This is a genomic window from Thermoanaerobacterium butyriciformans (assembly GCF_017874545.1).
In the GTDB taxonomy this organism is placed as follows: Bacteria; Bacillota; Thermoanaerobacteria; order Thermoanaerobacterales; family Thermoanaerobacteraceae; genus Thermoanaerobacterium; species Thermoanaerobacterium butyriciformans.
In genome coordinates this window covers 81,949-101,061 of record NZ_JAGGLT010000005.1, presented here as the reverse complement: position 1 = coordinate 101,061, position 19,113 = coordinate 81,949, and the positions used below count along the sequence as shown (strand labels likewise).

General features: G+C 39.0%; 28 protein-coding genes and 1 riboswitch. Of the genes, 21 read left to right on the top strand and 7 right to left on the bottom strand.

Translation table 11 applies throughout. The annotated features are described in order from the left end of the window. The first annotated feature begins 96 nt into the window (after positions 1–96). Together guaB and guaA are read left to right on the top strand one after the other, a co-directional pair. A complete protein-coding gene (guaB, locus tag J2Z80_RS03415) occupies positions 97–1,551 on the top strand; it encodes an IMP dehydrogenase (RefSeq protein WP_209453136.1) in 1,455 nt (484 codons plus the stop codon). 12 nt (positions 1,552–1,563) lie between these two features. Continuing rightward, the gene (gene guaA / locus J2Z80_RS03410; protein ID WP_209453133.1) at positions 1,564–3,102 is read left to right on the top strand and encodes a glutamine-hydrolyzing GMP synthase; all 1,539 of its coding nucleotides are present in this window, start codon (positions 1,564–1,566) and stop codon (positions 3,100–3,102) included. A gap of 38 nt (positions 3,103–3,140) precedes the next feature. On the opposite strand, the gene J2Z80_RS03405 is transcribed toward guaA, so the two are convergent. Continuing rightward, positions 3,141–3,800 (bottom strand): site-specific integrase, encoded by a 660-nt coding sequence (locus J2Z80_RS03405; RefSeq protein ID WP_209453132.1) that lies wholly within the window; start codon positions 3,798–3,800, stop codon positions 3,141–3,143. A gap of 6 nt (positions 3,801–3,806) precedes the next feature. Here J2Z80_RS03405 and J2Z80_RS03400 point away from each other — a divergent pair, with 6 nt between their 5' ends. Further along, positions 3,807–4,040: a hypothetical protein gene (locus J2Z80_RS03400; protein WP_209453131.1), complete on the top strand. Its 234-nt coding sequence runs from the start codon at positions 3,807–3,809 to the stop codon at positions 4,038–4,040. A gap of 106 nt (positions 4,041–4,146) precedes the next feature. Here the strand turns inward: J2Z80_RS03400 and J2Z80_RS03395 are convergent, their stop codons facing one another. The 3 genes from J2Z80_RS03395 to J2Z80_RS03385 form a co-directional block, all read right to left on the bottom strand. Continuing rightward, positions 4,147–4,359: a hypothetical protein gene (locus tag J2Z80_RS03395; RefSeq protein ID WP_209453130.1), complete on the bottom strand. Its 213-nt coding sequence runs from the start codon at positions 4,357–4,359 to the stop codon at positions 4,147–4,149. Continuing rightward, positions 4,356–4,598 carry a hypothetical protein gene (locus J2Z80_RS03390; protein ID WP_209453129.1) on the bottom strand — a complete coding sequence of 81 codons (243 nt, stop codon included), beginning with the start codon at positions 4,596–4,598 and terminating at the stop codon, positions 4,356–4,358. Before J2Z80_RS03390 ends, J2Z80_RS03395 begins: the two co-directional genes overlap by 4 nt. An 88-nt stretch (positions 4,599–4,686) precedes the next feature. Then, positions 4,687–5,019, bottom strand: a complete 333-nt coding sequence (locus J2Z80_RS03385; protein ID WP_349292571.1) for a DUF6431 domain-containing protein — start codon at positions 5,017–5,019, stop codon at positions 4,687–4,689. A gap of 169 nt (positions 5,020–5,188) precedes the next feature. Here J2Z80_RS03385 and J2Z80_RS03380 point away from each other — a divergent pair, with 169 nt between their 5' ends. Next, positions 5,189–5,458 carry a hypothetical protein gene (locus J2Z80_RS03380; protein WP_209453127.1) on the top strand — a complete coding sequence of 90 codons (270 nt, stop codon included), beginning with the start codon at positions 5,189–5,191 and terminating at the stop codon, positions 5,456–5,458. Between the two features lie 199 nt (positions 5,459–5,657). Here the strand turns inward: J2Z80_RS03380 and J2Z80_RS03375 are convergent, their stop codons facing one another. Genes J2Z80_RS03375 through J2Z80_RS03365 form a run of 3 tightly spaced genes read right to left on the bottom strand, consistent with a single transcriptional unit; the run spans position 5,658 to position 6,834 of the window. After that, complete coding sequence (locus tag J2Z80_RS03375; protein WP_209453126.1) at positions 5,658–6,407, bottom strand: Fic family protein; 750 nt, start codon at positions 6,405–6,407, stop codon at positions 5,658–5,660. Further along, complete coding sequence (locus tag J2Z80_RS03370) at positions 6,404–6,601, bottom strand: hypothetical protein (RefSeq protein WP_209453125.1); 198 nt, start codon at positions 6,599–6,601, stop codon at positions 6,404–6,406. Before J2Z80_RS03370 ends, J2Z80_RS03375 begins: the two co-directional genes overlap by 4 nt. Before the next feature lie 17 nt (positions 6,602–6,618). Then, positions 6,619–6,834, bottom strand: a complete 216-nt coding sequence (locus tag J2Z80_RS03365) for a helix-turn-helix domain-containing protein (RefSeq protein WP_209453124.1) — start codon at positions 6,832–6,834, stop codon at positions 6,619–6,621. Between the two features lie 288 nt (positions 6,835–7,122). Here J2Z80_RS03365 and J2Z80_RS03360 point away from each other — a divergent pair, with 288 nt between their 5' ends. From J2Z80_RS03360 to purH, 17 genes are all read left to right on the top strand, one after another. Further along, entirely contained in the window at positions 7,123–7,263 is a 141-nt protein-coding gene (locus tag J2Z80_RS03360; protein ID WP_209453123.1) for a hypothetical protein, read from the top strand. Positions 7,264–7,392: 129 nt separating this feature from the next. Next, complete coding sequence (locus J2Z80_RS03355) at positions 7,393–7,674, top strand: hypothetical protein (protein ID WP_209453122.1); 282 nt, start codon at positions 7,393–7,395, stop codon at positions 7,672–7,674. A 233-nt stretch (positions 7,675–7,907) separates the two neighbouring features. Then, positions 7,908–8,201, top strand: coding sequence for a hypothetical protein (locus J2Z80_RS03350; protein ID WP_209453121.1), 294 nt, complete (start codon positions 7,908–7,910; stop codon positions 8,199–8,201). Positions 8,202–8,283: 82 nt separating this feature from the next. Next, positions 8,284–8,523 (top strand): DUF5131 family protein, encoded by a 240-nt coding sequence (locus tag J2Z80_RS15135; RefSeq protein WP_209453120.1) that lies wholly within the window; start codon positions 8,284–8,286, stop codon positions 8,521–8,523. Beyond that, on the top strand, positions 8,523–9,233 hold the full coding sequence (locus J2Z80_RS03340; protein WP_209453119.1) for a DUF5131 family protein: 711 nt from the start codon (positions 8,523–8,525) through the stop codon (positions 9,231–9,233). The genes J2Z80_RS15135 and J2Z80_RS03340 overlap by 1 nt, the downstream gene beginning before the upstream one ends. Positions 9,234–9,253: 20 nt before the next feature. Next, positions 9,254–9,529, top strand: coding sequence for a hypothetical protein (locus J2Z80_RS03335; protein ID WP_209453118.1), 276 nt, complete (start codon positions 9,254–9,256; stop codon positions 9,527–9,529). Between the two features lie 23 nt (positions 9,530–9,552). Continuing rightward, the gene (locus tag J2Z80_RS03330; protein WP_209453117.1) at positions 9,553–9,777 is read left to right on the top strand and encodes a hypothetical protein; all 225 of its coding nucleotides are present in this window, start codon (positions 9,553–9,555) and stop codon (positions 9,775–9,777) included. Between the two features lie 304 nt (positions 9,778–10,081). Then, positions 10,082–10,414: a hypothetical protein gene (locus J2Z80_RS03325; RefSeq protein ID WP_209453116.1), complete on the top strand. Its 333-nt coding sequence runs from the start codon at positions 10,082–10,084 to the stop codon at positions 10,412–10,414. Between the two features lie 217 nt (positions 10,415–10,631). Further along, positions 10,632–10,919: a type II toxin-antitoxin system Phd/YefM family antitoxin gene (locus J2Z80_RS03320; protein WP_209453115.1), complete on the top strand. Its 288-nt coding sequence runs from the start codon at positions 10,632–10,634 to the stop codon at positions 10,917–10,919. Continuing rightward, on the top strand, positions 10,909–11,217 hold the full coding sequence (locus J2Z80_RS03315; protein WP_209453114.1) for a type II toxin-antitoxin system RelE/ParE family toxin: 309 nt from the start codon (positions 10,909–10,911) through the stop codon (positions 11,215–11,217). The genes J2Z80_RS03320 and J2Z80_RS03315 overlap by 11 nt, the downstream gene beginning before the upstream one ends. A gap of 255 nt (positions 11,218–11,472) precedes the next feature. After that, positions 11,473–11,574, top strand: a riboswitch (purine riboswitch). A gap of 204 nt (positions 11,575–11,778) precedes the next feature. Further along, positions 11,779–13,227, top strand: coding sequence for an NCS2 family permease (locus J2Z80_RS03310; RefSeq protein WP_209453113.1), 1,449 nt, complete (start codon positions 11,779–11,781; stop codon positions 13,225–13,227). Positions 13,228–13,306: 79 nt separating this feature from the next. Beyond that, entirely contained in the window at positions 13,307–13,798 is a 492-nt protein-coding gene (gene purE / locus J2Z80_RS03305; RefSeq protein ID WP_209453112.1) for a 5-(carboxyamino)imidazole ribonucleotide mutase, read from the top strand. Next, the gene (gene purC, locus J2Z80_RS03300; RefSeq protein WP_209453111.1) at positions 13,799–14,506 is read left to right on the top strand and encodes a phosphoribosylaminoimidazolesuccinocarboxamide synthase; all 708 of its coding nucleotides are present in this window, start codon (positions 13,799–13,801) and stop codon (positions 14,504–14,506) included. A 9-nt stretch (positions 14,507–14,515) separates the two neighbouring features. Beyond that, on the top strand, positions 14,516–15,913 hold the full coding sequence (purF, locus tag J2Z80_RS03295) for an amidophosphoribosyltransferase (RefSeq protein ID WP_209453110.1): 1,398 nt from the start codon (positions 14,516–14,518) through the stop codon (positions 15,911–15,913). Between the two features lie 16 nt (positions 15,914–15,929). After that, the gene (gene purM, locus J2Z80_RS03290; protein ID WP_209453109.1) at positions 15,930–16,940 is read left to right on the top strand and encodes a phosphoribosylformylglycinamidine cyclo-ligase; all 1,011 of its coding nucleotides are present in this window, start codon (positions 15,930–15,932) and stop codon (positions 16,938–16,940) included. Beyond that, a complete protein-coding gene (gene purN / locus J2Z80_RS03285) occupies positions 16,937–17,545 on the top strand; it encodes a phosphoribosylglycinamide formyltransferase (protein WP_209453108.1) in 609 nt (202 codons plus the stop codon). Before purM ends, purN begins: the two co-directional genes overlap by 4 nt. 11 nt (positions 17,546–17,556) lie before the next feature. Then, the gene (gene purH, locus J2Z80_RS03280; protein WP_209453107.1) at positions 17,557–19,083 is read left to right on the top strand and encodes a bifunctional phosphoribosylaminoimidazolecarboxamide formyltransferase/IMP cyclohydrolase; all 1,527 of its coding nucleotides are present in this window, start codon (positions 17,557–17,559) and stop codon (positions 19,081–19,083) included. Positions 19,084–19,113: the final 30 nt, after the last annotated feature.

Below are 19,113 nucleotides of genomic sequence, written 5' to 3'. Positions count from 1 at the left end.
TATCCCTATGACATAATTATAGAACAAAATTAGCTCGAAGTGGCACATTTCATTACGTTTTGTGCCTTGAGCGAAGCGAAAGGAATGATTATAAAAATGGAAAATAAGTTTGCAAAAGAAGGGTTAACATTTGATGATGTGTTGCTTATACCGGCAAAATCTGATGTGCTGCCAAAGGAGGTTGACACTAAAACACGCCTTACAAATAGTATAATGTTAAATATACCTTTGATTAGCGCTGGAATGGATACAGTTACTGAATCAAGGCTTGCTATAGCTATAGCGCGAGAAGGTGGAATAGGCATAATACATAAAAATATGCCTATAGAAAGACAGGCTTTAGAGGTTGATAGGGTAAAAAGATCGGAACACGGAGTCATAACTAATCCTTTTTATTTAACTCCGGACCATAGAATACAGGATGCTGTTGAGCTTATGGAAAGATACAGAATATCAGGTGTACCTATAACAGTTAACAATAAGCTGGTGGGAATAATTACAAATAGGGATATAAGATTTGAAAGCAATTTAGAAAGGCCGATAAAAGAAGTTATGACTAAGGAAAACTTGGTGACGGCACCTGTAGGCACGACTATGGATGAAGCAAGAGAAATACTTAAAAGACATAAAATCGAGAAATTGCCTCTCGTTGATGAAGATAATAATTTAAAGGGATTGATAACAATAAAAGATATAGAAAAGGCAGTGGAGTATCCTAATTCTGCGAAAGATTCTAGAGGAAGGCTTCTTGTAGGTGCTGCTGTAGGCGTTTCATCAGATGTAATGGAAAGGGTTGAAGCCCTTATCGATGCCAATGTGGATGTTATTGTAATAGATACGGCTCATGGACATTCTGTAGGTGTCTTAGATACGGTAGAGAAGATAAAGAATAGATTTCCTGATCTTCAGATAATAGCTGGAAATGTGGCGACTGCAGAGGCTACAAGAGATTTAATTGAAAGAGGCGCAGATTGCGTTAAAGTCGGCATAGGACCTGGTTCTATATGTACGACGAGAGTCGTAGCAGGAATCGGGGTTCCTCAGATTACAGCAATTTATGATTGTGCGGAGGAAGCCGATAAATATGGTATACCTGTAATTGCTGATGGTGGTATAAAATACAGTGGAGATATCGTAAAAGCGATTGCTGCTGGCGCATCTACAGTCATGATTGGAAGCCTTTTTGCTGGTACCGAAGAAAGTCCTGGTGAAGTAGAAATATATCAGGGCAGAAGTTACAAAGTTTACAGAGGAATGGGCTCAATTTCAGCAATGAAGAGTGGAAGTTCTGATCGCTATTTTCAAGAGGGTATGAAAAAGCTTGTTCCAGAAGGTGTAGAAGGCAGAGTGCCATATAAAGGACCTTTGAAAGACACTGTATATCAAATGATAGGTGGATTAAGGGCAGGAATGGGATATTGTGGTGTTCACAATATAGAAGAACTTAGGACAAAGACAAAATTTATAAAAATAACGAATGCAGGATTAACTGAAAGCCATCCGCATGATATAATAATTACAAAGGAAGCTCCAAACTATAGTATTAAATAAAGGAGGATTTTAATGGAGATTAATAGAGAAGTCATATTGATTCTTGACTTCGGAGGACAATATACACAATTGATTGCAAGGAGAATAAGGGAAGCAAATGTTTTTTGTGAAATTGTTCCATACAACATAAAACCCGAAGAAATTGTAAAGAAACAGCCAAAAGGATTGGTATTATCAGGCGGACCTGCTAGTGTATACGCAGAGAATGCACCAATATGCGACGAGGGTATTTTTAAATTAAATTATCCAATTCTCGGCATATGTTATGGTGCACAGCTTATGACCATGATACAGGGTGGTAAAGTTGCAGAAGCTCCTGTAAGGGAGTATGGAAAGACGGATGTTGTCATAAACAACAACATACCTTTGTTTAAAGGGATTGAAAAAGAGACAAGCTGTTGGATGAGCCACACAGATCAAATAGAACTGCCGCCTAAAAATTTCAAAGTCGTTGCATCAACTGCAAACTGTCCGATTGCGGCAATTGCAAATGTAGAAGGAAGGCAATATGCTGTACAATTCCATCCTGAAGTCATTCATACTCCAAGAGGTACTGAAATCATCAGAAATTTCTTGTTTGAGATATGTGACTGTTCTGCAGATTGGACGATGGATTCATTAATCGAGCAGACAGTGAAAGAAATAAGGAAAAAGGTAGGGAAGGACAAGGTAGTCTGTGCATTAAGCGGTGGCGTTGATTCATCTGTTGCTGCAGTTTTAGTAAACAGAGCAATACACGATCAGCTTGTTTGTATATTTGTCGATAATGGTCTTTTAAGAAAAAATGAAGGAGAAAAAGTAGTAGAAACCTTCAAGAATAATTTTGATATGGAGATAATAAAAGTTGATGCAAAAGATAGGTTTTTGGAAAAGTTAAAAGGTGTGAAAGATCCTGAAGAGAAGAGAAAGATAATAGGAAATGAATTTATCGAAGTATTCAAAGAAGAAGCTAAAAAGATTGGGAATGTAAAATATCTCGTACAAGGGACACTTTATCCAGATGTTATCGAAAGCGGAAGTCCAGTTGCTTCAACAATAAAAAGCCATCACAATGTTGGCGGTCTTCCTGAAAATGTTGGTTTTGAGCTTATAGAGCCTTTAAGAATGCTTTTTAAAGACGAAGTAAGACAGGTAGGGAGAGAACTTGGCATGCCTGATGAAATTTTAAATAGGCAGCCTTTCCCAGGACCAGGGCTCGCAGTGAGGATACTTGGGGAAGTGACAGAAGAAAAGTTAAACATATTAAGAGAAGCTGACAGCATAGTTTTGAGAGAGATGAAGAAAAATGGCTGGTATAACAACGTATGGCAATCATTTGCTGTGTTGCCTGACATAAAAAGTGTAGGAATAATGGGTGACGACAGGACATATGCATATCCTATTATCTTAAGGATAGTTGAAAGTAATGATGGAATGACGGCAGACTGGGTTAAGATTCCATATGATATACTTGAGGACATATCTACAAGCATTATAAATGAAGTGTATGGCGTAAACAGGGTGCTGTATGATATCACATCAAAACCGCCTGCTACAATCGAATGGGAATAGAGGTTAAAATGCCTCTGAACCCAGTAAAATAAAGGGTTTCAGAGGCATAATTTTTGCCCGTGGTAGCAATTTGGAAGCATTATTCTAAAATACTCGGATTTTCGCCATGTTTTTTGGAAAATTTTAGGGGTAAATAGTTCGTTCAGTTTACTGGAAACTTCCCCGTGCTTATTGGGGTATAAATGGGCGTATATTTCCAGAGTAGTCTCAACATTCTCATGGCCAAGACGCTCTGATATAAGCAGCGGAGAAAAACCCAGTTCAATCAATAACGATGCGTGGGAATGGCGGATGTCATGAACACGTATCTTTTTTACCCCTGATTTCTTACACCCGCGGTCCATTTCGCTTTGAAGGTAGTGCTTTGTATATTCAAAAAGGCGGTCCGAAGGCTCATAGTCCACCAGGCGGCCGGCGTAATCCTTCAGGATATCCAGGAGAAAATCCGGTACAGTTATTACCCGTCGGCTCTTTGGAGTTTTTGGAGGAGAGATCACATCTTCTCCTCCGATCCTGGCGTAGCTCTTTGTTATGCTTATAGTTTTAGCTTCAAAATTCACATCATTCAGAGTAAGGGCCAGGAGCTCTCCGGAGCGCATGCCGGTCCAGAATAAGGTATTAAACATAGCATACGATGCAGGTTTATCCGAAATAGCTTCAACAAAAAGCTGAAATTCATCTTTTGTCCAGAACTGCATAGTATCGTGGCCGAGAATGGAGCTGAAGGAATTATTCCGTTAAGCCCAAGCAAGAGACAAAGAGGCCTTGATTTATGGCAGCGGACCGGTGAGCTTCTCGGCGTAAGGGCCTATGAAGACGGTGGAATCGTAGGAGACGAACCGGAGTCAATACCGGTGGCACCATCCAACGGAAATGCCGGCCAAAACATCACCATCAAGGTAGAGGCGGGTATATTAATAGAGTACTCGAGTGAATGAGTGTACGATACCGCTATACTTCCGGATGTCTGGTTTGCAAAGGCATTCATCGGTGATATACTGCAGATCATTATAGTTGCAAGCAGGATAGTGAATATTCTTTTTATCATGGCTCAACCTCCAATTTAAAAATAGTTTTCGCGCCGTTCAGTTCTTTGATTTCCTCCATGCCATAGCATGAATAACTCAAGATGGCACCTTCGTATATTCCGGGCTTTAGCTCCTGAGAGAGCTCAATAGAGGTAAGGACCTGCCCGAGCTCAAGTAAACCAGACTCATAAAGCTGTGTCCCATCTGGGAGCATAATTGCAATTCTCATATAACAATTGTTTTGTTTTGGGTTACCGAGTTCGACCTTTTGAACCTTTTGACCTCCTTCATAACTAAGTGATCATATCCCGGAATTGCTATCATTCCAGAGGCACTGCTGTTATTTGATGATATGTCGACATCGGAGAGTGTCTGCACAGAGTCATCAGGTTTGGACTTGAGCACATCATTAGAATTGTAACCGATTGCTGCGGCCACAAACAAAGCTAAAGCTATACCGCATGACATAGTTATTTTTTTAAAACTTCTGTTCTCAATGGTTTATCACTCCTTTCATCTGGCTTGTCTACAAAAATACTACAGAAGCTCCAGATGATTAAGGCAAACTGGGTGGGTATTTTTCTTTTTTCCATCTCCGGATCGTCGAATCATCTGCCGGGCATGAATCTGAACGGCCAGCCATAACATCTTCTATAAGTCTGGCTTCATAATGCTTTTTAGGAGCCATAAAATCCGGAAGCTCAAGATGCAGTTTCCCGCAGCCTGGACACTTTAGCCGGCGCAACCTGTACCAGAAGATCTGGCCAGAACTATCGACGACATGACGGGCTCTTGTATCATATCCGGAGAGCAGCTGGCCACAATCAGGGCAAAAAGGAGCATCTTTATTCCGGATCTTATAAACCTTACGGGTCTCATCATATTCCACGGTGTAATTAATAGCAATGATCAGGATAACCACCTCCTCATCCGCTGAACGTCATTAAATACGCCAACGTATTTGGAGCTGGTCCTGAATGTTACCCACCTGGTATGCCTTAACCTCGGAAGCTGGTTGTATTAACATGGACTAAAACCAAAGCAAGGGGAGAAAAGCCATGGAATATGGAAGGATACTCGCAACCAGAGGTGTGGCTGATGAGATGGAAGGAAGCCCGGAATTTGCTCGGGAAGTAGCTGCAGCCTTTAACCGGTACCAGAGTAAAGACTGGGGAGACCTTTCCCAAGTGGATAAGGAGCTGAATGATCTGGCAGTTAAGACAGGCGAACGAATACTGGCAGCATATGAGACCAGCAAGGGAAAGATCTGGATTATTACCGAATGGGACAGATCTGCGACGACAATCCTCTTTCCAATCGAATACTAACTGCCTTGGCCCTCCAAGCCATTCTATGAAACGTAGAGGCAATGTCAATAAAGCCACACCAGAAACACAAAGAGAGCCTCCAGGACTTTATCCCGGTAGAGGCTCTCTTTTTTATATAAGACACAGAATGGCCACAACATTACCACTGGTTATATTTTGGAGCGGAATCTTAAAGATTAGATACCGCTCTTATTTTATTTTAAGGCAGATTGGGGAAAGGAATATGAAGTAATCTCATAATTTCCTTTTCAGACTCCAGAACGCGTTCAGCAATAAAATCCATAAAAGGCTGATCATCATCATGGGCCCGCTCCAGTAAGCTTATATACTCATGGCGCAAGACCGGTGGAATTATAGCCAGCATATAACCGTCTTGAATAAGCGCTGTATTCATAAGCAACCGGGCAACTCTCCCGTTTCCATCTATGAAAGGATGAATAAATACAAACCGCTTATGCAACTGGGCGGCAAATTGGACCGGATGGTATTTGTTACGGGCGGAGCATGCCCACTGGAATAGCTTTTTCATTTCCTCTTCTATCCGTTCTACTGGGCATACTTCATATTTTGAGCCAGTTATAAAGACTGGGCGATCGCGGTATTTTCCTGCTACCTCGGCATCGATACCTGTATAGAACATCCGGTGCATTGTAAGGGCGTCTTCTTCGGTTATTTGATAACTATTAAGCAATGTAAACATGAAATCATAAGCCTTTGCATGTCCCAGTGCTTCGAAGGTATCTCGAAGAGGCTTTCCTCCGACAGTCAATCCATCTTCCAGAAGGATCTTTGTTTCACTTAAAGTGAGAGTATTTCCTTCAAGAGCATTACTGGACCATGTAAGGCCTATGCGGTAGTAATTTTTAATTTCATGAAGCAAATGGCCTTCAAAGGGACGCTTTTCATCAATGGCCAGCTTGTAGCGGTCGATTTTTTCATATAAATTCATTGATTATCACCGTTCCCCGTAATTACTTTCCGTGTGGTAATAATGCCGCTTGTTACTTCGCTGCCATTTTCAGCACCACACCAGGGACAATTTATGCTTTCTCGCTCTTTCCCGCCGGGATATCCTGCGTTTGATATGGTCACAGAAAAGCATTTACCACAGGCTATACACTTGTATATACCATCATTGAACAATTTGATAACCCCCTTTTTTAGTATGTGACTTTCTCACCAGATGGCAGTATAAAAGAGCCCTCGTATTTACATCCGGCAGCTTCGGCTATTTTTTTCAACTCATCGACAGTGAAAGTTTCCCTCTTCATCTTTTGATTAAAGGCCTGTGGACTTTTCCCGGACATCCTTCCAAGTTCGGAGATACTTATTCCAAGCTTTACACATAGAATTTTCAGCTGTTCAGACACTGACATATAACCACTCCTTTCAATATTCTCATTATAAACGAATTTATTTAATAAATCAACGATAATATTTCTATTTTACTGAGAATCGTTAAATTGGTCATTGACACCATAAACAATAACGTTTATATTATAAACAGAAATAATTAAAGGGAGTGATTACATGAGTACAAATGAATTACTAAGCAAAGTTAGAGAACTTAAAGAGCTTCAGGCAATGGCAGAAGAGCTTCAGACAGAGATAATAGCATTCAGGATGCGATTAAAGCTGAGATGAGCGCCAGAGGAGTTGATGAAATGGTTGTTGATGTTTTCAAGATCCGTTGGAAGGTTGTAAAAAGCAGCCGCTTTGATACAGCAGCATTTAAGGCGACACACGCCGAGCTTTATAAGCAATACATGAAGGAAACGGAAACCCGCCGCTTCACGGTGGCATAAGAAAAGCCCTTTTTTGTTAGATGAAATTAAGAACAGAAAACCAAATATTTTTTCAAGATACTACAACACAATAACCCGGCAAACAGATGTAGCCAGTTTAATTGTAGAATTAAAAAGGGAGGTTACGAAATGACAAAGCAGGAGTTTAAGCGTCTTTCAAAGCGAGATTTCACGGATGCAGAATATGAAGCAATCGAAACCGTTTATACATTCCATCCAGCCATAAGCGAGACGGAAGGCAAGCAGCAGATCGCCAGCCTTTATGACACCTTCGGGTTCAGGATAATAGCCGACATGCTGCCAACAGCAATCAAAGCAAAAGAATATGAGGAGCAAATAGCCCAGAAAAAACGCGAGCTGGGAAAGCTTCAGGAAGAGTATAGAAAATTAAAGTACCCACTTGGCGCATAGGGAGGAAGGATAAAAGCCTTCAGGCAGGCGAAAGAAAACTGGATCAACAAGAAGGCGACCCAACCACACATATAATAACCGGCACCGCCAGGTGCCATGCCCGTAAACCTGCCGCCTCCACGCGGTGCGGGTGGATAACCAACCAGGAGCAGGCATAAGAGTATACCTTAATAGGACGATCCAACCACATAAATTGATATAGGGGGTAAAAAGACATGGCCAAAATAGTAAGCTTGCAATCAGCTATCACAAAGCAGCCAAAGATAAGGTACATAGTCACGATTGACGAGGACGAAACACCGGTCTATGTAGCACGAGAACTTAAGCCAGGAGTAATCACAATCATGATTACGGCCAGGACGCCGGAGGAAGCTGAATCAATGAGAAAAGAAGCTGCAGCTATCGCAAAGCAGCAACATAAGGACATGACGCCACAAAATCAAGGATTTTCACAATGCACCAGATTAGCCTCATGCAAGTACGAGAAAAGCACAGTACAAGCCGGGCCTATTACCTTTAACCTTTAACCTATTACCTTTTACCTATCACCGACTAATACCGGATCAGGGAGGAGGTAATGCGATTAACTAAAAAGGGAGGGATAAACAGATGATGAACAAATCAAAGATAGAGTGGTGTGACTTCACCTGGAACCCGGTCACCGGCTGCCGGCATGGATGCCCATACTGCTACGCAGCAAAGCAGGCAAAGCGCTTCTCCGGAGATGTGAGGATCAATAAAGGATCCAGCCAGCTCCGGAAGGATGAAAACGGACTTTATATCCTGGATAACCCATTTAAAAACCAGGTAGGCAAGGTTATACCGGACCCGGTAGGATTTGACCGATAATGCACAAGTACCGCCTGGCCATGCCGGCGCAAAAGAAGAAACCAGCGAACATTTTCGTTTGCAGCTTGGGAGATCTGTTTGGACCTTGGATACCGGATACCTGGATAGAGGAAGTATTCAAGGCCTGTGAAGCTGCGCCATGGCACAATTACCTTTTCATGACGAGGTACCCGCAAAGATATGAACAAATGAGCTCTATAGGACTACTCCCCCGCTCCGAAAACTTCTGGTACGGGACGACCGTCACCAGGAGCTCCGACCTTGATCAGATTGTATTTCTCCCCAGGAGGCAGCATAACCAATTCATCAATATAGAGCCGCTCCTGGAGGAGATAGACATAAGCGACATAGACTTCATGGACTGGATCATCATCGGAGCAGAGACCGGCAACAGGCGGGACAAAGTAAAGCTGAAGCAGGAATGGATAGAGACAATCATCACTGCAGCCAGAGCTGCCGAAATTCCGGTCTTCATGAATAGCAGCAAAGAGCTGGAGAAAGTCTGGGACAGGGATTTAATACAGGAGTTCCCTACAGAACTGATACGGCCGGAGGACAAACCAATCCCATACTGCAAGAAGTGTGAGCACTGCAAAATAACCCTGGAAGGTAAGCGAGGGAGCCGGCACGATTGCATGAAGGCAGGCAAGCACATACCAGGAAGGTATGCAAGGACCAGCCCGTCATGGTGCCCGATCCGGAACGAATAATAAACGAGGAGGAATGAAGGATGGAAAAGAACATTTATCAATTAGCATGTTTTTTGCAGAATGAAGAGAATACCAATATCATATCTACAGCTGATCTCCAGGAGGATATCAAAGTGGCCAAAGAGGAAATCTTGTCATTACTGGCTGAAAAGATAGGTAAAATGGCAGCAGAGGACAAACTCAACAACTTGACAACTTCTGTATATGACCAGGGCTATATCGATGGAATCAGAGCAGGTGCGCAACTGATAGGATTAATTACTGGAGATACCGACACCATCAAAATAACGGCTTAATAATTGAAGAGGAGGCTAACAAAATGGGCAAAGCATGTATATCACCAGTTTTTCAAAGACAGATGGAGCAAATGCGCAATATAAAGAACCTTATTTTTGATAATGATGCCATGGGAGAGCTCCCACCATTAACCAGGTTATTATTTGCAGGCCTCTGGACCATGGTCGATGATAAGGGACGCATGGAGGACAATCCCAGGAAGATTAAGAAGGTTATAATGGGATATGACGACGTGAACGCCGGCTAGGTTGATGAAATGCTGCAGAGCCTGCACGATAGACGCTTTATCGTGCGTTACAGCGTAAACGGCAGCAATTACATTCAGGTAAATAACTTTAGTAAATACAGGAACCCGCAGCTTTATAGAAGGTGCAGTCAAATACCAGCGCCAGAGTTTCAATAGGTATTTTAATCAGATTTATGGTGTAGTATAATAGCAAAATACAGGGCACTTAATGAGCACCGGAAAGGCACAGTAAAAGCACGATGAAAGCACAGTGCCAATACGGTGCAAAGTGTTTATTTTCAGGAAAGAGGAGGTAACGAAGATCATGGACAGACAAGCCGTTTATATATATAAGCTTCCGGATGACGAAAGCTTCACCGGCATAGCTCTTGATGTACACATGCACAAAGGAAACCTCCGCTATTTTGATACCAATAGAGGCCATGAGATCCCGGGAAAGATTACAAAGGAGACCGAGAAGGGTTTTACCTTCATATCTGAAGGATACATGCCGGGAGAATGGCAGTTCAAGGTATTAACAATCGAAGAGTTCAAGTGCAAATATTACAAGCTGGTGGAAGACGGACAGACGCTGGCGGCCAAACTGAAAACCACAGAGGACCTCCACCAATGGTACCGGAGGGAGTTCATAAATTAAACTGTATTTAAGCATTAACCGTGGTAGCAAAATGGCAGCAAAAAAATTTTTAAACTATAAAAATGGCAATAATTTTGATAATATGAATAATAGAAATAGCAGAAAACAATAGGAATAACGACGAATAAAACTTTAACAATCGAGTGGGAATAGGGGTTTGATATTTTAGCATAATTATGATAAAATTATGCTAAAATAATAAAAGGGTGATAACTGTATGCCACATATTAGACCTGTTTCGGATTTGAGAAATAATTTTGCAGATATATCAAGGATTGTTCATGAAACTCAAGAACCTGTATTTTTGACCAAGAATGGTTATGGTGATATGGTTGTAATGAGCATGGAAGCTTATGAGCGAAAACTGTTTGAAAGTGAAATTTACTTTAAGCTGAAAGAAGCAGAGCTGGAAGCCAAAACAACTGATAAAAGATATTCCCATAAAGAAGTTTTTGATGAATTAAGGGCAAAACTTTCTGACAGGATGGAATCTGATGAAATATGAAATTAGATACCTGCCTTTGGCAAGTAGAGATTTATCTAATATTGTATCTTATATTGCAGATGAGTTAAAAGCACCAAATGCAGCAATGGATTTAATTGATGAATTGGATACTTCTATATCAAGGCTTGCACAGTTTCCGTATTCATGCAGGGTATATTATATTGAAAAATCCCTTGAAAATGAATATAGAGTATTACCTGTAAAAAACTATTTAGTATTCTATGTGGTTAAAAAACAGGTTGTTGAGATTCACAGGGTTATATATGCTAAAATGGATTTAAGCAAATTCATAAAATGATATTATTGACACTATAGAAAATACAAACAATGAATGAAAATAACCGTACTAAAAACGTACTAAAATTTTTTGAAGCCATAATTTTTTAATGAAAATAAAAATAATAATGGCATGGAATGCAGTAAAATCAATGGTAGAAAATAAAGAAAAAGCCTTAAACACAGAGTGGGAATAATACGAACATTTATTATAAATATCAGAAAAATATTCGTAAAATTATTGACTTGGATTAAAAAACTTGATATTATAATTGTGTTAGGACAAGTAAATACTACTCATATAATTCTGAGAATACGGCTCAGAAGTTTCTACCAGACAACCGTAAATTGTCTGACTATGAGTGAAAGTGTACCTGAGGGTTCCAGCCTTGTATGCTTTTGTCATTTTTAAAAGGATGGATAGTTTTTTAAAAGGCGTTCGGACCGAGCGGTACAGGCAATGTTGCCACACCTGTGGGATAAAAGCCCGGGAGGATAGGTTTCACTCTTTATGTTGGAATCTATCATCTCGGGCATATTTTATTTTAATAGTGCTTTTATTACAATTATAAGGAGGATTATAATGGTAAAGAACAATGACAAGAGAGGCTTTTTAGACGGTTTTTTTAAACTTAAAGAAAATGGCACAACAGTAAAGACTGAAGTAATAGCTGGTATAACTACTTTTATAACGATGGCTTATATCATTTTTGTAAACCCATCAATTCTTATGCAGGCCGGTATGAATTCAAAGGGACTTTTAGGTAGTCAAGCAGTAAATTCTGGTCTGTCAATTGCCAATGATCCTGTAATTGGAGCAGTATTTGTTGCGACAATTTTGTCATCTGTTGTTGCGACATTGGTAATGGGGTTGTTTGCAAATGTTCCGTTTGCTTTATCTGCTGGAATGGGTATGAATGCTTTCTTTACTTTTTATGTCGTATTGACACTGCACTATTCATGGCAGGCAGCATTATCACTTGCATTAATAAGCGGTATTATCAATATAATTATAACTGCCACAAAACTGAGGATTTTGATTATAAAAGCGATACCACAATCGTTGAGAAGTGCAATAGGAGCCGGAATTGGACTTTTTATCGCCATAATAGGCATGGAAAACGGCGGTATAATAACGAAAAGCAGTGACACTTTAGTTACACTCGGCAATTTCAAAGATCCTGGTGTAATACTTACTGTAATCGGCATTGCCATAATAGCTGTACTTATGAGCAGAGGCGTTAAAGGTGCAATACTTATAGGTATCATTGCAACCACAATAATAGGTATACCTATGGGAATAACTAATGTTTCAAATCTGAAAACTATTGTGCAGATGCCGCCAAGTTTGGCACCTACATTTATGAAGTTGGATTTTGCAGGTCTTTTAAAGCCGGGTACAGATGGAAACATCATTTCAATCCTTACAGGGCTTATAACGGTTATTTTAGCTTTCAGTTTGGCTGACATGTTTGATGCTATCGGAACATTAATTGGTACAGGTACAAAGACTGGCATTTTTAAAGAAGATGACTTCGAAAAATCAAATGGCGGTTTTAAGACTAGATTTGAAAGGGCCCTGTTTGCAGACGCCATTGGTACTACGATAGGGTCTTTTTTGGGAACAAGTACGATTACCACATATGTTGAAAGTGCATCAGGTATAAGTGAAGGTGGAAAGACAGGTTTGACATCTACTGTTGTTGCAATACTTTTCTTGATATCTTTATTCTTTGCTCCAATAATTGGCATAGTACCTTCACAAGCAACGGCACCTGCCCTTATAATCGTTGGAGCATTGATGATAGGCTCAGTTACAAAGGTGAATTTTGAAGACTTTAGTGAGGCATTTCCTGCGTTTATGACAATAGCTTTTATGCCTTTCACTTACAGCATATCAAATGGTATAGCTGCTGGATTTATTTTCTACCCGATAACGAAAGTTGTCGTAGGGAAAGCTAAAGAAGTTCATCCATTGATGTATATTATAGGACTATTGTTCCTATTAAGATTTGCATTCTTTATGGGTTGATAGCAGACAAAATGCAGAAGGGGAAGATTTCCTTTCTGCATTTTATAAATAAAAATAAATAAAATAGGGGGAAGTTATTATGCCGAAGGTTGCGGTTGTAATGGGAAGTGACTCTGATTTTCCATTGGTTAAAAAGGCTTTAGAGCTTTTTAAGGAATTTAATATTGAGTTTGATGTCAGAGTTATTTCAGCTCATAGGACACCTGATATAGCACATGATTTTGCCAAAGAAGCAGTAAAAAATGGATATGAAGTAATCATAGCTGCTGCTGGCAAAGCAGCACATTTAGCTGGTGTTTTAGCATCTATGACACCACTTCCAGTGATTGGGATTCCTATAAAATCATCGACTTTGGATGGTTTAGATTCTTTATTGTCTACCGTTCAAATGCCGCAAGGGATACCAGTTGCGACAGTTGCCATAGACGGATCTTACAATGCAGCATTGTTGGCAATAGAGATACTGGGCATAAAGTATCCAGAATTGATGGAGAAAGTCATTGAGTACAAAAAGAAATTGTCAGAAGAAGTTATTGAAAAAGATAAAAAATTACAGGGGGAGATTGTTTAAATGGAAAAGTTAGGTATGTTGTATGAAGGGAAAGCAAAAAAGGTCTTTAGGACAAGTGATGAAGATTTTTACATTATTGAATATAAAGATGATGCGACAGCATTTAACGGTATAAAAAAAGGCACTATTCAAAACAAAGGAGTATTAAATAACGAAATATCTACAATACTATTTGAATTGCTTGAAAAAGAAGGCGTTCCTACACATTTTGTGAAAAAATTAAATGATAGAGAAATGCTTATTAAGAAAGTAGAAATTTATCCAATAGAAGTTTTAATAAGAAATTATGCTGCAGGAAGCATTTCAAAGAGATTAGGCATTGAAGAAGGGACAAAACTTAAAAGTACTGTATTAGAATTCTGTTACAAAAATGATGAACTTGGAGATCCTTTCATTAATGAATATCATATCGAAGCTATGGAATTAGCCACAAAAGATGAAGTTGAAACAATAAAAAATTATTCCTTTAAAATCAATGATATACTCTCTAAGTATTTCATATCTAAAAATATCATATTGGTAGATTTCAAATTAGAATTTGGGAAATCAAAAGATGGAATTGTCTTAGCAGATGAGATATCGCCTGATACATGCAGATTTTGGGACAGTGTAACTATGGAAAAACTTGATAAGGATAGGTTTAGAAGAGACCTTGGAAATGTAGAAGGAGCTTATGTAGAAGTATTGAATCGACTTGAAAAGCAGTGAGGTAAAATTATGAATAAGACTATAAAATTGAAAGAGGAATGTGGGGTATTTGGCGCATTTAGCTTAAACAATGTAGTACATCATCATATTTATTATGGGCTTCAGGCACTGCAACACCGTGGGCAGGAAAGTGCAGGGATTGCTGTTTTAAAAGGGTCATATGTCAACTGTATAAAAGGCATGGGCCTCGTTCTTGATGTATTTTCTAAAGAAAATTTAGATAGCCTCGAAGGGAATGTGGGGATTGGTCATGTCAGATATTCTACAACAGGAAACAGCGATGCTTGTAATGCACAGCCGTTTGTTGCAAATTTCAGCAACGGATACATGGCACTGTCACATAATGGTAATTTAATAAATGCGGTAGAACTACGCACAGAACTTGAAAGGGAAGGTAGGATTCTTCAGACAACATCTGATAGTGAGATCATACTTCATCTAATAGCAAAATATTACAGGTACGGTTTAGTTGAATCTTTAAAAAAGACGATGAACAAGATAAAAGGTTCTTATGCATTAGTGATATTAATGGAGGATAAATTAATAGGCATAAGGGATAAAAACGGCATAAGGCCGCTTTGCATAGGAAAAAAAGGTGATGATTACTATTTATCGTCTGAATCATGTGCACTTGATGTGATTGGTGCTGAACTTGTAAGGGATGTGGAGCCGGGGGAAATAGTGATAATTAATAAGGATGGTTTAGATACAGCAAAAGTTGATACTGATGCGGCCAAGATGTCATGTGTATTTGAGTATATATACTTTTCAAGACCTGACAGCGTTTTAGAAGGTATTAGTGTGTACAAGGCCAGATACGAGATGGGAAAGAGACTAGCAATCGAAAGTCATGTAGATGCTGACTTGGTTGTGCCTGTTCCTGATTCTGGTGTACCGGCTTCCCGTGGATATTCAATCCAATCGGGAATTCCTATAGGTGAAGGCCTTATAAAAAACAAATATATAGGAAGGACGTTTATATGTCCAAAACAGACAGACAGAGAAATTGGAGTAAGGGTTAAATTAAATGTTTTGAGAGAATTAGTAAGGGATAAGAGAATAGTTTTGATTGACGATTCTATTGTAAGAGGTACAACTATGAAGAGATTGGTTTCACTTTTAAAAAAAGGTGGAGCGAAAGAAGTTCATGTCCGTATTAGCTCACCGCCTGTAAAGTATTCGTGCTATTTTGGAATAGACACTCCTACAAAAAAGGAGTTGGTAGGTGCTACAATGAAAGTCCAGGAGATATGTGACTATATTGGAGCTGATAGTTTAAGCTTTTTAAGCATAGAAGGTTTAAAAGAAACTGTAGGTATGTGTAGCATCTGTGCGGCGTGTTTTGATGGAAAGTATCCTATGGAAGTGCCAAAGGAAGGCAGTAAGTATCTGTTTGAAAAAAAGTAAAATTGAGGAGGATACCATGAATTACAAAGATGCCGGCGTTAATATTGATGAAGGCAATAAATTTGTTGAAATGATAAAACCTATAGCAAAGGCGACAATGACTGATGGTGTTTTAAATGGAATAGGCGGTTTTGGTGCACTGTATGAAATCAAAGATTATAAAAATCCAGTTTTAGTTTCTGGTACTGATGGAGTAGGAACGAAGCTTAAGATTGCTTTTATGATGGAAAAGTATGATACTATAGGTATAGACTTAGTTGCAATGTGCGTAAATGACATAATAGTCAGTGGAGCAAAACCGCTTTTTTTCCTTGATTATTTTGCAACAGGAAAATTAGATAGCAGCGTAGGATTGGAAGTAATCAAAGGAATAGCAGAAGGTTGCCGCGAGGCTAGTTGCACATTGATTGGTGGTGAGACAGCAGAGCTTCCCGGGATGTACAATAATGGCGAATTTGACCTTGCAGGTTTTGCTGTTGGCGTCGTTGAGAAAGACGAAATAATAGATGGCAGCAATATTGAGCCTGGCGATGCTATAATAGGACTTGCCTCATCTGGAATACATTCCAATGGATATTCTTTAGCTAGAAAAGTCTTATTTGAAGAAGGAAATATGAATTTTGATGACTATTTAGATGAATATGGATTATCGTTAGGCGAAGTGATTTTAAAGCCTACAAAGATATACGTTAAGGCTTTAAACAGTCTAAAGGGCATAAATATTAAAGGAATGGCACATATAACAGGTGGTGGATTTATCGACAATATACCGAGGACATTAAAAGATGGAGTTTCTGCAAAGATAAATAAAGGAACGTGGGATGTGCCTTACATCTTCACACTATTAAAAGAAATGGGCAATATAGATGAAGATGAAATGTACAGGACATTTAACATGGGTATAGGCATGATTATAATCGTATCAAGAGAACAATGCGATGATGCTGTAAAGCGATTGGAAGGTATAGGTGAGAAACCATATATAATAGGTGAAATTGTAAATGGTAAAAAAGAGGTATTGATATGAGACTTTTGGTTATGGCGTCAGGAAATGGTACAGATTTTCAATCGATAATAGACGGCATTAAAAGAGGATATATAAATGCAGAAATTGCTGCACTTATAAGCGACAAAGAAGGTGCGTATGCCTTAAAAAGAGCTGCTGACAATAACATACCATCAATTTGCATTCCTAAAAAGAAGTTGAAGGGAAGTTTCTATAAAGAGCTTACAAAAGCTGTTGGTGAGATTAATCCCGATGGAATAATCTTAGCCGGCTTTATAACAATACTGAATGAAGAAATTGTGAATAAATATCAAAATAAAATAATAAACATACATCCATCTTTAATACCATCTTTTTGCGGTAAAGGATATTACGGCATGAATGTTCACAAGGCTGTTATAGAATATGGTGTTAAGTATACAGGTTGTACAGTACATTTTGTTGATACAGGTGCAGATACAGGGCCTATTATCTTGCAGGAAGTAGTAAAAGTGGAGGATGATGACACACCTGAAACAATATCCAATAAAGTTTTAAAATTGGAGCATAAATTGTTACCTTACGCTGTTAAGCTATTTGTTGAAGGCAGACTTAAAGTTGAAGGAAGAAAAGTATATATAAAATAGGAGGTATGATGATGTCAAAAAGAGCATTAATAAGTGTATCTAAAAAGGATGGAATTATCGACTTTGCAAAGCAGTTAGATGAGCTGGGATATGAGATACTGTCGACTGGTGGAACGTATAAGCTATTAAGTGACAATGGCATAAACGCTGTAAAAGTCTCTGATATAACTGACTTTCCTGAGATTTTAGATGGAAGAGTAAAGACTCTTCATCCTAAAATACACGGTGGACTTCTGGCCATTAGAGATGACGAAAACCACATGAAACAATTAAAGGAAAATGGAATAGAGCCTATCGATATAGTTGCTGTAAATCTCTATCCTTTTAAAGAGACTATATTGAAGGATAATGTAACCCTTGAAGACGCAATAGAAAACATAGACATAGGTGGACCGTCCATGATTAGGGCCGCAGCAAAAAACTATAAGTACGTCACTGTCTTAGTTGACCCAAGTGATTACATTAAAGTTATTGAAGAAATAAAAGAATATGGCAATACTAAAGAAGAAACTAGATTTTACCTTGCTATGAAGGCTTTTGGTCATACTGCCTCGTATGATTCATTGATATACAATTACCTGTTAGACAAAAATGGCGTAGAGTTTCCTGATACTATTACATTTTCATATGAAAAATCGCGGGACATGCGATACGGCGAAAATCCTCATCAAAAAGCTGCATTTTATAAGAATTCATTGAAGTCGTTTGGTATATCAGAGTGTATCAAACTGCATGGAAAAGAGCTTTCTTTCAATAATATAAATGATGCAAATGCAGCTATAGAGCTTCTGAAAGAATTTGATGTGCCTGCTGCTGTAGCCATAAAACATACTAATCCATGCGGTGTTGCAGTTGCAGACAATATATACGATGCATTTAAAAAAGCTTATGAATGTGATCCTGTATCAATATTTGGCGGCATTGTTGCATTTAACCGAACGCTTGACAAAAGGACAGCCGAAGAGCTTTCAAAGATATTTTTAGAGATAATAATAGCACCTAATTTTGATGAAGATGCATTAAACATATTAGAGAAGAAGAAAAATGTTAGAATACTAAAGCTTAAGGATGGATATGTAAAAGAGTACGACGTTAAAAAAGTAGAAGGTGGCATATTAGTACAGGAAAAAGATGAAGTTGATTTATACGAGGATAAATTGAAAGTTGTCACGAAAAATGAGCCTGATGAAAAAGAGTTTAAAGATTTAAGATTTGCATGGAAAGTTGTAAAACATGTTAAGTCAAATGCCATTGTGCTTGCGAAAGACGGTGCAACTGTAGGAATAGGTGCAGGGCAGGTTAACCGTATATGGCCAACAGAGCAGTCTATAAAGCAAGCAGGTGAGAAGGCAAAAGGAAGTGTGCTGGCATCAGATGCGTTTTTCCCATTTCCTGATGTTGTAGAAGCTGCAGCAAAAGCTGGAGTCACATCGATTATACAACCCGGTGGTTCTATAAATGATGAAGCATCTATAGATGCTGCAGATAAAGCAGGGATTTCAATGGTATTTACAGGCATAAGGCACTTTAAACATTAAAATAACAATAGCCACAATTGTTTGGAGGAG